This window comes from Mumia quercus, assembly GCF_025506335.1.
Taxonomy (GTDB): Bacteria; Actinomycetota; Actinomycetes; order Propionibacteriales; family Nocardioidaceae; genus Mumia; species Mumia quercus.
The window spans coordinates 497,795-512,311 of the sequence record NZ_JANZYO010000003.1 but is presented as its reverse complement, the minus strand read 5'-3'; the positions used below and the strand labels follow the sequence as shown (position 1 = coordinate 512,311).

At 71.6% G+C, this 14,517-nt stretch carries 15 protein-coding genes; 7 read left to right on the top strand and 8 right to left on the bottom strand.

Annotated elements, in window-relative coordinates; genetic code table 11:
- The first annotated feature begins 32 nt into the window (after positions 1 to 32).
- Complete coding sequence (locus NYZ95_RS08960) at positions 33 to 662, top strand: pyridoxamine 5'-phosphate oxidase family protein (protein WP_262850792.1); 630 nt, start codon at positions 33 to 35, stop codon at positions 660 to 662.
- Here the strand turns inward: NYZ95_RS08960 and purE are convergent, their stop codons facing one another.
- Both purE and NYZ95_RS08950 read right to left on the bottom strand, forming a co-directional pair.
- The gene (gene purE, locus NYZ95_RS08955) at positions 663 to 1,166 is read right to left on the bottom strand and encodes a 5-(carboxyamino)imidazole ribonucleotide mutase (protein ID WP_262850790.1); all 504 of its coding nucleotides are present in this window, start codon (positions 1,164 to 1,166) and stop codon (positions 663 to 665) included. It lies immediately after the preceding gene.
- Positions 1,159 to 2,355, bottom strand: a complete 1,197-nt coding sequence (locus tag NYZ95_RS08950) for a 5-(carboxyamino)imidazole ribonucleotide synthase (RefSeq protein ID WP_262850789.1) — start codon at positions 2,353 to 2,355, stop codon at positions 1,159 to 1,161. The genes purE and NYZ95_RS08950 overlap by 8 nt, the downstream gene beginning before the upstream one ends.
- 67 nt (positions 2,356 to 2,422) lie before the next feature.
- Between NYZ95_RS08950 and NYZ95_RS08945 the strand changes: the two genes are divergently transcribed.
- Positions 2,423 to 2,848 carry a GtrA family protein gene (locus NYZ95_RS08945; RefSeq protein ID WP_262850787.1) on the top strand — a complete coding sequence of 142 codons (426 nt, stop codon included), beginning with the start codon at positions 2,423 to 2,425 and terminating at the stop codon, positions 2,846 to 2,848.
- A gap of 6 nt (positions 2,849 to 2,854) precedes the next feature.
- Here NYZ95_RS08945 and NYZ95_RS08940 read toward each other — a convergent pair whose 3' ends face one another.
- From NYZ95_RS08940 to NYZ95_RS08930, 3 genes are read right to left on the bottom strand one after another with little or no spacing between them, the layout of a single operon-like run.
- Complete coding sequence (locus NYZ95_RS08940) at positions 2,855 to 3,835, bottom strand: adenylate/guanylate cyclase domain-containing protein (protein WP_262850785.1); 981 nt, start codon at positions 3,833 to 3,835, stop codon at positions 2,855 to 2,857.
- A gap of 1 nt (position 3,836) precedes the next feature.
- Positions 3,837 to 4,340, bottom strand: coding sequence for a PH domain-containing protein (locus tag NYZ95_RS08935; protein WP_262850783.1), 504 nt, complete (start codon positions 4,338 to 4,340; stop codon positions 3,837 to 3,839).
- Positions 4,341 to 4,352: 12 nt separating this feature from the next.
- Positions 4,353 to 5,183 (bottom strand): biotin--[acetyl-CoA-carboxylase] ligase, encoded by an 831-nt coding sequence (locus tag NYZ95_RS08930; protein WP_262850781.1) that lies wholly within the window; start codon positions 5,181 to 5,183, stop codon positions 4,353 to 4,355.
- A gap of 66 nt (positions 5,184 to 5,249) precedes the next feature.
- On the opposite strand from NYZ95_RS08930, the gene NYZ95_RS08925 reads away from it, so the two are divergent.
- The 3 genes from NYZ95_RS08925 to NYZ95_RS08915 are packed head-to-tail and all read left to right on the top strand — an operon-like array spanning position 5,250 to position 7,722.
- Entirely contained in the window at positions 5,250 to 6,848 is a 1,599-nt protein-coding gene (locus tag NYZ95_RS08925; protein ID WP_262850779.1) for an acyl-CoA carboxylase subunit beta, read from the top strand.
- Positions 6,845 to 7,060 carry an acyl-CoA carboxylase epsilon subunit gene (locus tag NYZ95_RS08920; protein ID WP_262850778.1) on the top strand — a complete coding sequence of 72 codons (216 nt, stop codon included), beginning with the start codon at positions 6,845 to 6,847 and terminating at the stop codon, positions 7,058 to 7,060. Before NYZ95_RS08925 ends, NYZ95_RS08920 begins: the two co-directional genes overlap by 4 nt.
- A 53-nt stretch (positions 7,061 to 7,113) precedes the next feature.
- Positions 7,114 to 7,722 carry a Maf family protein gene (locus tag NYZ95_RS08915; protein WP_262850776.1) on the top strand — a complete coding sequence of 203 codons (609 nt, stop codon included), beginning with the start codon at positions 7,114 to 7,116 and terminating at the stop codon, positions 7,720 to 7,722.
- A gap of 80 nt (positions 7,723 to 7,802) precedes the next feature.
- Here the strand turns inward: NYZ95_RS08915 and NYZ95_RS08910 are convergent, their stop codons facing one another.
- Genes NYZ95_RS08910 through NYZ95_RS08900 form a run of 3 tightly spaced genes read right to left on the bottom strand, consistent with a single transcriptional unit; the run spans position 7,803 to position 10,715 of the window.
- Positions 7,803 to 8,363, bottom strand: a complete 561-nt coding sequence (locus tag NYZ95_RS08910; protein ID WP_262850774.1) for a GNAT family N-acetyltransferase — start codon at positions 8,361 to 8,363, stop codon at positions 7,803 to 7,805.
- An 11-nt stretch (positions 8,364 to 8,374) separates the two neighbouring features.
- Positions 8,375 to 9,544, bottom strand: a complete 1,170-nt coding sequence (locus NYZ95_RS08905) for an acyl-CoA dehydrogenase family protein (protein ID WP_262850772.1) — start codon at positions 9,542 to 9,544, stop codon at positions 8,375 to 8,377.
- Positions 9,545 to 9,563: 19 nt separating this feature from the next.
- Positions 9,564 to 10,715 carry a glycosyltransferase family 4 protein gene (locus NYZ95_RS08900; protein WP_262850770.1) on the bottom strand — a complete coding sequence of 384 codons (1,152 nt, stop codon included), beginning with the start codon at positions 10,713 to 10,715 and terminating at the stop codon, positions 9,564 to 9,566.
- A 344-nt stretch (positions 10,716 to 11,059) separates the two neighbouring features.
- On the opposite strand from NYZ95_RS08900, the gene NYZ95_RS08895 reads away from it, so the two are divergent.
- The gene (locus NYZ95_RS08895) at positions 11,060 to 13,075 is read left to right on the top strand and encodes a vWA domain-containing protein (protein WP_262850768.1); all 2,016 of its coding nucleotides are present in this window, start codon (positions 11,060 to 11,062) and stop codon (positions 13,073 to 13,075) included.
- Positions 13,076 to 13,123: 48 nt separating this feature from the next.
- Complete coding sequence (locus tag NYZ95_RS08890) at positions 13,124 to 14,512, top strand: hypothetical protein (protein WP_262850766.1); 1,389 nt, start codon at positions 13,124 to 13,126, stop codon at positions 14,510 to 14,512.
- Positions 14,513 to 14,517 lie beyond the last annotated feature (5 nt).

Here is a 14,517-nt window from a genome sequence, read left to right as displayed (position 1 = left end):
ACCGCCCCCACGCGCGGCCCTAGGCTGTGCTCGTGAGCGCCGTCACCGATGTCCACGAGATCACCACCGTCGAGGGTTTGCGGGCCGTCGTCGGCGAACCGCTCCCGCGGGCCCGCGACAAGGTGCGTCCGTCGCTCGTCGACGACCACCTCACGTGGCTCGCCGCGTCTCCGTTCTGCCTGGTCTCGACGTCCGACGCCAGCGGCCGCTGCGACGTCTCGCCGAAGGGCGACCCGGAGGGCATCGCCCACGTCATCGACGAGACGACGCTCGCGATCCCCGAGCGCCCCGGCAACCGGCGCGTCGACGGCTTCCTCAACGTCCTCGAGAACCCGTACGCAGGGCTGTGCTTCCTCGTCCCCGGTCGCGGTGACACGTTGCGCGTCAACGGCCGGGCCCGGATCGTGTCCGACGCCCCGTACTTCGACGAGCTCGTCGTCAAAGGCCACCGCCCGATCCTGGCGCTGGAGGTCCAGGTCGAAGAGGTGTTCTTCCACTGTGCGAAGGCGTTCATGCGCTCGCACCTGTGGGACCCGCAGACGTGGCACCCCGACGCGCTGCCCAGCCGGGCAGAGGTCGCCCAGCGCCTCGAACGGCCGAACGACACGCTCGAGGAGCTCGAGGCGTACTACGGCGAGCAGTACGCCAAGGGCCTCTACTAGTTAGTCGCTGCGCGCCCCGCGTACGACGGCGCCCTTGGCGCGAGCCGCGTCGGCCAGGCGTTCCTGGAACCCGACCATCGCGTCACGCAGGGCGGGGTCGGAGGCGGCGAGGATCCGTACGGCGAGCAGACCGGCGTTGCGGGCGTTGCCGATCGCGACCGTCGCCACCGGCACGCCTGCGGGCATCTGCACGATCGAGAGCAGCGAGTCCATCCCGTCGAGGTACTTCAGCGCGACCGGCACCCCGATCACCGGCAGCGGCGTCACCGCAGCGAGCATCCCCGGCAGGTGAGCCGCTCCCCCGGCGCCGGCGACGATCACCTGCAGGCCTCGGGTGTGCGCCTCACGCCCGTACGCCAGCATCTCGTCGGGCATCCGGTGCGCGGAGACGACGTCCGCCTCGTACGCGACGCCGAACTCCTCGAGCGCCTCCGCCGCCGCCTTCATCGTCGGCCAGTCGGAGTCCGACCCCATGACGATGCCGACCTTCGGTGTCTCACTCACGGGGGGCCTCCTGAGCCTCGTCCTCGATCTCGTCGTCGAGGCGTCCCTCGAACCATGCCGCCGCGTGGCGGGCCCGCTCCAGCAGGTCGTCCAGGTCGTCGCCGTAGACGTTGACGTGCCCGACCTTGCGCCCGGGCTTGACCGCCTTGCCGTACAGGTGGACCTTGATCCCCGGGTCGCGCGCCATCACGTGCGCGTAGCCGTCGTACAGGCGCCCGACCTCGCCGCCGAGGATGTTGACCATCACCGTGTACGGGGCGCGGGCGCGCGGCGAGCCGAGCGGCAGGTCGAGCACGGCGCGGAGGTGGTTCTCGAACTGGCTGGTGACCGCACCGTCCATCGTCCAGTGCCCGGTGTTGTGGGGGCGCATCGCGAGCTCGTTGACGAGGATGCGGCCGTCGGCGGTCTCGAAGAGCTCGACGGCGAGGATGCCCACGACGTCCAGCTCGCCGGCCACCTTCATCGCCAGCATCTCCGCCTCGGCGGCGAGCTCGGCCGCCAGCCCAGGCGCCGGCGCGATCACCTCGCGGCAGATGCCGTTCTCCTGGCGGGACTCGACGACCGGGTACGCCGCGACCTGGCCGGAGGCCGAGCGCGCGACCAGCGCGGAGAGCTCGCGGGAGAAGTCGACGAGCTCCTCGGCGAGGAGCGGGACGCCCGCAGCGAACGCGTCCGCGGCGTCGTCGATGCCCTCGACGACCCATACGCCCTTGCCGTCGTACCCGCCGCGCGTGGTCTTGAGCACGACCGGGAAGCCGCCGCCCTCGGCGGCGAACCGCTCCAGGTCCGCCGCGTCGGCGACGGGTGCCCACCGCGGGCACGGGACGCCGAGTGCAGTGAGGCGCTCGCGCATCTCCCGCTTGTCCTGGGCGTAGAGCAGCGCGTGCGGCCCCGGGCGGCAGGCGTGCCCCTCGGCGTCCAGGGTCCGCAGGTGCTCCGGCGGTACGTGCTCGTGGTCGAAGGTGACGACGGCGCACTCGGCGGCGACCGTACGGAGGGTGTCGAGGTCCCGGTAGTCCCCCACGGTCGACGTCGGGTTGACCTGGGCCGCGCTCACGTCGGGCGCCTCGGCCAGCAGGCTCACGGGGACCGCGAGCGAGACGGCTGCCTGCTCCATCATCCGGGCCAGCTGGCCGCCTCCGACGATCGCGAGCACGGGGCTGTCGATGGGGCTGTCCACGCGGCACATGCTACTGCGGCACCGCACGGCCTCCGCTGGGCAGACCCGTGGCCGTCGGCGCGCGTAGTCTCGGGGGATGACGACCACCGAGCGAGTCCGCGAGGTCGGCGCCTTCGGGATCGTGGGGTTGGCCGGGTACGTCACGGACGTCGCCGTCTTCAACCTGCTGAGCTACGCAGGCGAGGACCCGCTGCTGGCGGACAAGCCGTTGACGGCGAAGGTGCTCTCGGTCGTCGCGGCCATGGTCGTGACCTATCTCGGCAACCGGCACTGGACGTGGCGTGGACGCTCGCCCCACACACGTCGCCGCGAGATCGCGCTCTTCGTCGTGATGAACGTGATCGGCATGCTCATCGCGGTCGCGTGCCTGGCGTTCTCCCAGTACGTGCTCGGGCTCGACGGCCCTCTCGCGGACAACATCTCGGCGAACGTCGTCGGGCTGGGGCTCGGCACGCTGTTCCGGTTCTGGGCGTACCGACGGTACGTGTTCCCTGCGCAGTGACCGGCGTCAGCCGTTGTAGGACCAGCGGTGGCGCACGGTGAGCGGCTCGACCGTGCCGAACCCGCGGAGGTGCCGCTGCGCCATCGCCCGGGTCTCGAACCGGTCGCTCAGGCCGTCCGCGGTGGCGCGGTCGATGATCACGCGGTTGCGGCGCGCCACCGCGGTCAGGCGCGACGCCAGGTTGACCGGCGGGCCGTAGACGTCGCCGAGCCGGGAGATCACCTGGCCGGTCCCGAGCCCGACCCGGACGTCGGGCAGGTCGCGGTCCCCGCCGATCTCGGCGACCACCGCGAACGCGATGTCGGTCGCCAGCTCCGGCGTCTCGGCCACGAACAGCACCGCGTCACCGAGCGTCTTGATCGGGCGTCCACCACCCTCCGTGATCACGTCGATGCACCGGGTCTCGAACTCCTCGACCAGGTCGGCGAGGCCGTCGTCGTCGAGTCCGTTGGAGAGCTTGGTGAAGGCGACGAGGTCGGCGAACCCGACGGTCACCACCATCCGCAGCAGGTCCTCCTCGTCCGCGGCCAGCGCCTCCGCGCGGCTCGCGGACGCGGCGAGGTGCCGGCGCCACGCGTACACGAGGAGCCGCTCGAAGACCGGCCCCAGCGCCTCGGCGACCGCCCGCCCCGACGTCGCCCACGCGTCGGGCCCGTCGTTCTCGCTCGCCTCGATGCGCCGCTCGAGCACCTCCGCGATCGTCGACACCTGCCAGTCGGCGAGGCGGGCCATGGTCGACCCGAGCGCGCGAGTGAGGCGGACGACCGTGTCCGCGTCGACCACGCCCGTGCCGATGACGGCACGGACGGTCTGCAGCGCGTCGAGGTCGGCGGGGACGAACGCCTTCGAGCCCGCCGAGTCGGGGAACCCGAGCGCGCGCCACAGCCGGCGGATCTCGTCGTACGACAGACCTGCCGCAGCAGCGATCTCCTCGCTGGTGAAGATGGGTTCCGCACCGAGGATGGCGCGGGCCAGGTCGTCGGCCACGTCAGATCTGCTCGTCGCTCGTCATGGTCGGGTGGTGCGCGGCGAAGACCAGCGAGGTGAGCTCGCGGTGGACGTGCTCGACGCGCGGGACGTCACGCACGCGCAGACCCTCCTGCTCGCTGGCGTCGTGCACGATCAGCGTCCCGCACCCGAGGATGCGGTCGGTGAGGTGCTTCTCGTACGAGACGTCGTTGATCCGGTTGAGGGGGATGATCCTGCCCGTACGGGTGAGGAGGCCCTTCTGCTCGATGAGGCGGCGGTTCGTGATCGTGTAGGTCCAGGTGAACCACCGCAGGAACGGCAGCACGGCCCAGACCAGGATCAGGACCACCGCGACGACGAGCACCCCCGTACGGAGGACACCGTCGGTCACCGCCGCTGCGAACCCGCCGGCGCCGGCGACGACCACGAGCACCAGGAACGCGCCGACCAGCGCCTTCACGTGCGTGCGGACCGTCAGGATCTCGTGCTCACCGTCGATCAACAGCTTCTTGGAGACACCCACGGGGTCATGGTGTCATGCCGGGGTGCGCAGATGGGTGATGTCTCCGGCGCTGACTGCGGTGACGTCGCCGTCGTGGCGGACCTGGAGTCGCCCGCTGTCGTCGAGCCCCACCGCGGTGCCCTCGAGCGTGGTGCCGTCGGGGTAGAGCACCGAGACCTCGCGCCCCAGGGTCGCGCTGACGTTCTCGTACGCCGCGCGCAGGCCGTGGTCGGGATCTCCGCCGGCCTTGGTCCACCCGTCGTACAGCGCCTCGAACGCCCGCGCGTACTCGCTGACCAGGCCGGTCCGCTCCGCCGTCTGTGAGCCCTCGTGGGTGAGCGACGTCGCCTGGGGGACGCCGATCTCCTCCGGCGTGAGGGAGACGTTCATTCCGCAGCCGACGACGGCGGCCGGGCCGTGGGGGGTGTCGACGCGCTCGACCAGGATGCCGGCGAGCTTGCGGTCCTCGACGACCACGTCGTTCGGCCACTTGAGCTCCGCGATCACCCCCGCCTGGCGTGCGGCGGCGACCGCGGCCAGCCCGGCCAGCAGCGGGAGCCACGTCCAACGGTGCCCCTCGACGTTCGGGTGGACGAGGACCGAGACGGCGATCGCCGAGTACCGCGGCATCTCCCACGTCCGGTCGAGGCGCCCGCGCCCGGCGGTCTGGTGGTCGGTCGTCAGGAGGGTGCCTTCGGGAGCGCCGGCACGCGCGAGCGCGGCCAGGTCGGCGTTGGTGCTCGCGGTCTCGGGGACGACCCGGACCTCCTGCCACCAGGACCTCGGACTGACCAGCGCCTGTTCGAGGCCCGCGGCGTCGAGGGGGCGGCGGACGAGTGGCGAGTCGGGCGGCAGCTCGTTCATGGGCCCACTGTCCCACGATCCGCGCCCTTCGGTGGGGTGGCGGCACCGTGCGGCTACCCTGACCCCGTGAGCGAAGCAGTGGCACCCGAGCCGGGTCAGATCGACACGCACACCACGGCCGGCAAGCTGGCCGACCTCGAGCGTCGTCTCGACGAGGCCGTGCACGCCGGGTCGGCGAAGGCGGTCGAGAAGCAGCACGCGAAGGGCCGCCAGACCGCCCGTGAGCGGATCGAGATGCTCTTCGACGAGGGCTCCTTCGTCGAGATCGACGAGCTCGCACGGCACCGCAGCACCGCGTTCGGGCTCGAGAAGAACCGCCCGTACGGCGACGGCGTCATCACCGGCTACGGGACGGTCGACGGCCGGCAGGTCTGCGTGTTCTCGCAGGACTTCACCGTCTTCGGCGGCTCGCTGGGCGAGGTGTACGGCGAGAAGATCACGAAGATCATGGACCTCGCGATCAAGACCGGCTCCCCGATCGTCGGGATCAACGAGGGCGCCGGCGCACGGATCCAGGAGGGCGTCGTCTCCCTGGGCCTCTACGGCGAGATCTTCCGCCGCAACGTCCACGCCTCCGGCGTGATCCCCCAGATCAGCCTCATCATGGGCTCCTGCGCAGGCGGTCACGTCTACTCCCCGGCCGTCACCGACTTCACGGTGATGGTCGACGGCACCTCCAACATGTTCATCACCGGACCCGACGTCATCAAGACCGTCACCGGCGAGGACGTCACCATGGAGGAGCTCGGCGGCGCCCGTACGCACAACACGAAGTCGGGCAACGCCCACTACATGGCCTCCGACGAGGACGACGCGATCGACTACGTCAAGGCGCTGCTGTCGTACCTCCCCCAGAACAACATGGAGGACGCCCCGGTCCACCACGAGGAGGCCGACCTCGAGATCTCCGACGAGGACCGTGCCCTCGACACGCTGATCCCGGACTCGCCGAACCAGCCGTACGACATGCACACCGTCATCGAGTCGGTCCTCGACGACGGCGATTTCCTCGAGGTGCAGCCGCTGTTCGCGCCGAACATCCTCATCGGCTTCGGCCGGGTCGAGGGACGCTCGGTGGGCGTCGTGGCCAACCAGCCGATGCAGTTCGCAGGGACCCTCGACATCGACGCGTCGGAGAAGGCCGCCCGCTTCGTGCGCACCTGCGACGCGTTCAACGTGCCCGTGCTGACCTTCGTGGACGTGCCGGGCTTCCTCCCCGGCACCGACCAGGAGTGGAACGGCATCATCCGCCGCGGCGCCAAGCTGATCTACGCGTACGCCGAGGCGACGGTCCCGCTCGTCACCGTGATCACCCGCAAGGCCTACGGCGGCGCGTACGACGTGATGGGGTCCAAGCATCTCGGCGCCGACCTCAACATCGCCTGGCCGACGGCGCAGATCGCGGTCATGGGCGCGCAGGGCGCGGTCAACATCCTGCACCGCAAGACGCTGGCCGCCGCCGACGACCCGGAGGCGACCCGCGCCGAGCTGATCGACGAGTACGAGCAGACGCTGGCCAACCCGTACATCGCGGCCGAGCGCGGCTACGTCGACACGGTCATCCAGCCGCACGAGACGCGCACCGAGATCGTCCGCGCGCTGCGCCTGCTGCGCAGCAAGCGGGAGACGCTGCCGCCCAAGAAGCACGGGAACATCCCGCTGTGAGCGCCGAGACCGCACCTCTCCTCCGCGTCGTCAAGGGCGACCCGACGCCGGAGGAGCTCGCTGCGCTCGTCGCTGTCGTCGCCGCCCGCGGCGCTGCGGCAGGGCCCGCCCCTGCGGCGCGGCGTTCGGCGTGGGGCGACCCCGCCCGCGCGACGCGCCCCGTCCACGCCCACGGGCACGACGGGTGGCGCCGGTCGGCGTTCCCGCGCTAGAACCGAGGCGAGGTGGCCCGACCTGCCGCTGACGCCTCGCCTACGCTGACGGCGTGACCCGACCGCGCCTCGTCCTCGCCTCCCAGTCCCCCGCCCGGCTCGCCACGTTGCGCAGCGCCGGCATCGTCCCCGAGGTCATCGTCTCGGGCGTCGACGAGTCGGTGATCGTGTCGGACGACCCGGTCGTGGTGGCCACGGAGCTGGCGCGCCTGAAGTGCCGCGCGGTGGCTCACCGGCTGAAGAGCCCCGACGACACGCTCGTGGTCGGGTGCGACTCGGTGCTGGCGTTCGCGGGAGAGGTCCTCGGCAAGCCGGCCGACGCCCAGACGGCGGTCGAGCGCTGGCGGGCGATGCGCGGCCGCTCCGGCGTGCTCCACACCGGGCACTGCGTGCGGCTCGGGGAGCGCGAGGTGTCCGACGACGCCGCGACGACGGTGCACTTCGCCGACCTGGACGACGCCGAGATCGAGGCGTACGTCGCGACCGGTGAGCCGCTGCAGGTCGCCGGCGCGTTCACCGTCGACGGCCTCGGAGGCGCGTTCGTCGAGCGGATCGAGGGTGACCACCACAACGTCGTCGGACTGTCGCTGCCGCTGCTGCGGACGATGGTCGCCACGCTCGGCGTCCGGTGGACCGACCTCTGGCGCACCCCGGTGCACTGATCGCCCGCAGCGTTGGTCCCTCAGTGGTCACCGGCGCGGCTCGCGTGACGACTCATGCACCAACGCGTGCGTACGGGACCTCAGTCGAGCGGGAGCACCATCTCGCGCTCGGCGCCGGGATGCAGGACGTCGGTGTAGGACTCCCCCGTGGCCACGAACCCGTACCGGCGGTAGAACGCCGCCGCCCGCGGGTTGTCCTCGTGCACGTGCAGGTGCAGCCGGTCGAGGCCCTGCTCGTCACGCGCCCAGGCGACGACGGCGTCGAGCAGCGCCTCGGCGACGCCGGCCCCGCGCCCTCGCACCTGGGGGTCGACGAACACGCCGACGAGGTTCGCCTGACGCGGCGCGTCAGGCTCCTCGACCGCGCCGGGGAGGTACGGCGGCAGGCCCCGCGAGACGAACGCCGCCATCGTCCCCACCCAGCGTCCGGCCGCCTCGCCGTCCGTCAGGCGCGCGACGACCTGCACGCTATCCTGCGCATCTCCGCGGGCGGCACGCGTGCGCCACTCGGCCTCGTCCAAGCGCACCGCGTCCCCGTACCGCTCGCCGTACGCGATCGGCGTGTCCTTCAGCGCCCGCAGACGCAGGTCGCGGACCTGCTCCCAATCGCCCTCGACCGGTCGGAGCAGCTCGTACGCCATGGCCGGCGACTCTACTCGACGGGCAGGCCGAGGCCGCGCGCGATCAGCATCCGCTGCACCTCGGACGTCCCCTCGCCGATCTCGAGGATCTTGGCGTCGCGGTAGAAGCGCGCGACGGGGTACTCCTCCATGAAGCCGTACCCGCCGAACACCTGCGTCGCGATGCGCGTCGCGGTGACCGCCTGCTCGGTCGCGTACAGCTTGGCGATGGAGGCGGCCTGCTTGAGCTCCTGCCCGCCGACGCCGGCGTCCTTCATCGCCGCGGCCTCGTACGTGAGCGCGCGCGCCGCTCGCGCGGCGACGGCGAGGTCGGCGATCTGGAAGGCCACGCCCTGCTTGCGACCGATCGGGCCGCCGAACGTCTGCCGGTCCAGCGCGTACTCGCGCGCGAGATCGAGGCACGCCTCGATGCAGCCGACGGCGAGCGCGGCGATCGCGATGCGGCCGTCGTCGAGCGTCGCGAGGAACTGCGCGTAGCCGCGACCACGCTCGCCCAGCAGGTTCTCCTCCGGCACGCGGCAGCCGGTGAACGTCAGCGGGTGGGTGTCGGAGATGTGCCAGCCGAGCTTGTCGTAACCGGGCTCGGCCACGAACCCAGGCGTGCCGGCGGGGACCATGATGGTGGAGATCTCGGGCTTGCCACCCTCACGGACGCCCGTACGGGCGGTCACCGTCACCACGGAGGTGATCGCCGACCCGGAGTTGGTGATGAACTGCTTCGCGCCGTCGATCACCCACTCGCCGTCCTCCAGCGTGGCCTTGGTCGCGGTCGCGCCCGCGTCCGACCCCGCGCCCGGCTCGGTGAGCCCGAACCCGGCGAGCGCCCGGCCCTCGACCAGGTCGGGGAGCCACCGCGCCTTCTGGGCGTCGGTGCCGTACGTGAGGATCGGGCTGATCCCGAGCCCCACCGCGGCCTCGAGGGTGATGCCGATCGACTGGTCGACGCGACCGAGCTCCTCGATGGCGACGCACAGGCTCGTGAAGTCGCCTCCGGAGCCTCCGTACTCCTCCGGCGCCGTCAGTCCGAACAGGCCCAGCTCGCCCATCTTGGTGACGAGGTCCACCGGGAAGTGGTGGTCCTTGTCCCACTGCGCGACGTGCGGGGCGATCTCGGCCTGGGCGAAGTCGCGGACGACCTTGCGGAAGGCCTCGTGCTCAGAAGAAAGGGTGCTGTACGCCATCCGCCAATGTTAACAGTCGTTAACGTTCAGGCCCATCCTTGCCGGCCGTCACGACGTGACCGGGCAACACGGCGCGCGTCAACGCCGTCGGCGACGCCGCGGGCGCCGCGATCAGCTCCTCGAGCTCGCGGACGATCATCGCCGGAGAGATCGGCCGCGGCCGGGCGAACACCTCCAGAAGAGCATCGACCGACTGGGCGACGGTGAACATCCTTCCCGCGGCCCGCCGTGTGGCGTCCGGGAGCGGACCACCCGCAATCGCGCTCCGAAGGCCCCAGGCGAGCGCCTCGGCGTCGTCAGGAGCGACCAGCACCACACCTCCGCAGTCGGTCTCGGGCAGACCTCCGTCGTCCGAGGCGACGACCCGGCAGCCCGCATGCTGTGCCTCGATGGAGACGATACCGAACGTCTCGTGCCAGTACTGGCTGTTGGACGGCATCACCACGACATCCTGCGTCGCCATCAGCGCGGCCATCGACTCCGGAGTCGTACGGCTCGGTACGACCGAGATCCCGGGATGGACGCCGAGCATCTGCTCGATGATCCGGCCCTGCGGCTTGTCCGCCCCTGCGGACGTCGCCGTGAAGATGAGCTCCACGTCGTCGTCGATGACGTCGATGTGGAGCATCGACAAGAGGGTGTAGACCCCCTTCTCGGGACTCAGCCTGCCGGCAAAGAGGACCCGAGTCTTTCCGGTCGCGTTCTCCGTACGCGGCTCGTCGGCGAAGCACGGCTCCGCGAACGGGTAGACGACGCTGATCGTCTCCGGGTCGACATCCAGGAAACGCGCCCACAACGCCGCGGCGTAGCGGCTGGTGGCGATGAGAGTGAGGTCGCGCGTTCCGTCGACGGCGAATGCTCGCTCGTGCTCTCGAAGCGGCGGCGGATTGTGCAGGATCAGGAACGCCGGTTCGCGGGTGCGCACGACGTGCGGCTCGTTGACGAAGACGACCGTCCCCGCGAGGTCCTCGATTTCGGCGAGCGTCGCCAACGACGCGAAGGGGAGGTCGGGGAATCCGTCCCGTCCGTCGTTCTGCCCGAGGCCGACCGTGACGACCTGGGCGGGCACACCGCGGCGGTTCAGCTCCCGCACCTGCCCGACCGTGTAGTTCTCGGAGCCACCGGTGCCTGCCGGCAGGCGGTTCCCTGGGGACCAGACGAACGAGATCATGCGTACCACCCACGTGTGTTCGACGAGCTCAGTCGGGTGGCGGGCGAGAGGACCGCGGCCGCGAGTCGGAAACCGACCCCACACGGGAGGAGAGAGCATCACGCCGATGATCCGCGACCCGGGTCTCGGCGTGGACGAAGCTCTGTGAAGCAGACCGACCTGCAGCACCTCGTCGTCGGCGCCTGCAGGTACTTGCGACACTAGCACGCAGCCAGCGAGCCCGGCGTCTCGTAGCGTGACACACCGCGCCAGCGGCTTGACGTATTCGCAATCGCAAACATATGGTCAGGTTCGCAATCGCAAACGTCTTGGCCTTGCCGCCTCACCCCCGAGAGGAACCCCCCGTGCGACTCCCCCATGTCCTGGCGCGCCGCACCGCCGGGATCGCGACGACCGTCCTGGCCGGTGCCCTCATCGGCGCCACAGCGCTCGCGCCCGGCGCGCTCGCGTCCGACGCCGACGACACCGGCCGCATGATGCTGGTCCTCGACTCCTCCGGGTCGATGAAGGAGAAGGCCGGCGACGGCACGACCAAGATCGAGGCCGCCCGCACGGCACTCGAGAACGTCGTCGACAAGCTGTCCGACTCCCAAGACGTCGGCATGCGCGTCTTCGGCGCGACGGTGTTCTCACGCGGAGACAAGGGCGCCTGCACCGACACCCAGCAGGTCGTCGCTCCGGGCACCGACAACCGCGACGCGCTGCGCGCCGCGATCAGCGCCTACAAGCCGTACGGGGAGACCCCGATCGGCACCGCGCTGCTCGAGGCGGCCCGTGACCTCGGCGACGAGGGACGGCGCTCCATCGTCCTCGTCTCCGACGGAGAGTCCACCTGCGACCCTGATCCGTGCAAGGTCGCGGCTCGCATCTCCCAGCAGGGCATCGACCTGACCGTCGATGTCGTCGGCCTGTCGGTCGACGCCAAGACCCGCAAGCAGCTGCGTTGCATCGCCGAAGCCGGCAACGGTCGCTACTACGACGCCGAGGACGCCGGCGAGCTGACCGGCGCGCTCGACACCGCAGCCGTGCGCGCCGCCCGTCCCTGGACCGCGATCGGCACCCCGATCGCCGGCGGCCCCGACGCCGCGAACGCGACGCCGATCACCACGGGAGACTGGCGTGACGTCCTCGGTCCGCAGCTGACCGTCCAGGGCCAGCGCTGGTTCCGCTTCACCCGTACGATCCCCGGGTCCACGGTGCGCGTCTCTGCCGCCATCGCCGGCCCGACCGGCGGCTACAAGGTCGACGACGGCCTCTACGTCGAGACGTTCGCCGGCAGCGAGGACTGCGGTACGGGCGCAGACTCGCAGTCCGGCACCGGTTACCAGCCGATCCTCGTCGCCACCGAGACCGTCCCCGGCAACCGTGACTACAAAGAGGATTGCAAGGACGGCTCCGAGATCACCTTCAACGTCACGCGCGGCAAGCAGTCCGGCGACGTGACGAGGCGGACCGACGAGCTCGTCGAGATCCGCATCATCGAGGAGCCTCCCGCGGCCAACGCTGCGGCGCTGCCCGCCTCTGCGCCGGAGGCGTCCAAGGAGGTCCCCTCGATGTCCGACCCGAAGCCGCTGCCCACCGGCGGCGTCTCGTTCGGGGACGCCGTCGTCCTCGATCCCGGCGCGTACCGCGGATCCATCGTTCCCGGCGAGACCCAGATCTATCGCCTCGAGCTCGACTGGGGCCAGAGCCTGTCGTCGCTCGTCCAGTTCGACCCGGTCACGGACACGCAGAAGCAGGCCCTCGGCGACGTCGACCTCAACACCACGCTATGGACGTTCTCCCCCGGTCGCGCCATCGCGCGCGCGCCGTTCGTCTCGGACTCGCAGGGAAGGCTCACGGAGCACACGTCGCCGGAGCTCGTCGCCGTGAGCCCCGTGGTGACGTACAACGAACGGGGGTCGGCATCCGACACCAGCGCCGCGGCCTCGATCGCCGGGCCGTACTACCTGGTGCTCGGGGTCGCCGGGGAGGACGGCGCGACCGTCGAGGGCGCCGCTGCCGGCGTCGAGCTGGGGTTCACCCTCGGCGTCGCGCGGAACGGCGAGCGCAAGGGCGTGCCCGAGTACCAGGGCGAGGCACCGGAGTTCGGTGGCGAGACGAGCACGGCGGCCGACGACGACGAGGACGCCGACCAGGACGCCGGACCGGCCAGCCCGGCGGACAAGACCGACGACGGCACCGGTTGGCTCCCGTTCGCCCTGGCCGGAGGCGGCGCGGTGCTCGTGCTGGGAGGGCTCGGCGCGCTCCTCGTCGCCCGCCGTCGGCGACGCGAGCCGACCCCTCAGCCTTACCAGCAGCCGTACCCCCAGCCCTCCCAGTCATGGGAAGGACCGGGCGGTGGCCCCTCGTCGCCCTGACGACGACCGACCGTGCTCCCCTCGCCCCTGATCCACGAAAGGACCACCGTGCACCGACACCTTCTCCCCCGCCGCGCGCCCGGCCTCGTCGCCGCCGCGGCGCTGGCGACGACCGTCGTCCTCACCTCACCGCTCCCCTCCTGGGCCGACGACGCCGCGGCGTACGAGGCCACCGGGAAGTCGGTCGATGGCGGGGCCAGCGCCGGCGACGCGACCTCGCTCGAGGCGGGTGACTGGAAGGACACCCTCGGCCTCACGGGCACCTCCGACGGCCAGCGCTGGTACACCGTCAAGCGCACGGTCGACGGCTCGACCGTGCGGCTCACCGCGGCGCTGCCGTCCGGGGCGCCGACGGCCCGGCACTCCGTCACCGTCGAGGCGTTCTCGGGCAACAGCAGCTGCGGCAAGGGCGACACCTCCTCGGCAGGCGGCGGCCACCAGCCGGTCGTCGTCGCGAGCGCGTCCGCCGGCGGGAACGGCCGGGAGGAGTGCGCCGAGGGCGACGTGACCTTCAGCGTCACGCGCGAGACCTCCGACGGCACCGAGGAGCAGCAGGAGGAGCCGCTCGAGATCCGGGTCGTGGAGGAGGCGCCCGCCAAGGACGCCGAGCAGCTCCCGACCGAGTCGGCCGACCTTCCGGAGGAGCAGCCGTCGCTGTCCGATCCCGACGACCTGCCTGGCGGCGGGGTGTCGTTCGACGACGCCGTCGCCCTCGAGCCCGGCGCCTACCGTGGCAGCATCGCGCCGGGTGAGACGCGGATCTACCGGGTCGACCTCGACTGGGGCCAGAGCCTGGACGCCGTCGCGCAGTTCGCGCCCCTCACGGCGACGCAGGCCGAGGCCTTCGACAACAGCGACATCCGGCCGAGCCTCGTGACGTACGCGCCGTCGCGCGCGGTGGCCGCCGACAACACGTCGAACACGTACGGGCGCCTCAACGCGTACTCCTCGCCCGAGCTGCGCGCGACCACGCCGTTCGTGCTCTACCACGCGCGCGGGGCGTGGAGCGGGGCGTCGCAGGCGGCCTCGACCGCGGGTCCGTACTACGTCGTCCTCGCGGCAGCGCCCGTGGAGGAGGGCTCCGGCGCCGCCGGGGCGGAGGTGGGCGTCACGCTCGGGGTCGCCGTCAACGGGGAGGTGTCGGGCACCCCGGACTTCGGCGATCAGCAGGCCGTCATCGGCCCCGATCTCGACGGGGGCTCCTCGATGGGCTGGCTCACGTGGGCGCTCGTCGGCCTCGGGACGTTCCTCGTCGTCGGTGGGGTGACAGCGGTGCTGATCGCCCGCCGGCACGCCGCTCGAGCCCGCACACAGGCTCCCCCGTACGGCGGCTACGTGCCGCCGGGGCAGCAGGCTTACCCGCCGTACGGCGGGCAGCAGGGCCCGCAGCGGGGATCGCAGCACGGCCCGGGCGACCACCCGGGCGGCGGCTGGTGAGGCTG

What these genes read in the sequence shown, in the direction of transcription:
- NYZ95_RS08900 (WP_262850770.1), bottom strand. Translation starts at nt 10,715, where the DNA reads ATGATCTCGTTCGTCTGGTCCCCAGGGAACCGCCTGCCGGCAGGCACC.
- NYZ95_RS08905 (WP_262850772.1), bottom strand. Translation starts at nt 9,544, where the DNA reads ATGGCGTACAGCACCCTTTCTTCTGAGCACGAGGCCTTCCGCAAGGTC.
- NYZ95_RS08950 (WP_262850789.1), bottom strand. Translation starts at nt 2,355, where the DNA reads ATGTGCCGCGTGGACAGCCCCATCGACAGCCCCGTGCTCGCGATCGTC.
- NYZ95_RS08930 (WP_262850781.1), bottom strand. Translation starts at nt 5,183, where the DNA reads ATGAACGAGCTGCCGCCCGACTCGCCACTCGTCCGCCGCCCCCTCGAC.
- NYZ95_RS08945 (WP_262850787.1), top strand. Translation starts at nt 2,423, where the DNA reads ATGACGACCACCGAGCGAGTCCGCGAGGTCGGCGCCTTCGGGATCGTG.
- NYZ95_RS08910 (WP_262850774.1), bottom strand. Translation starts at nt 8,363, where the DNA reads ATGGCGTACGAGCTGCTCCGACCGGTCGAGGGCGATTGGGAGCAGGTC.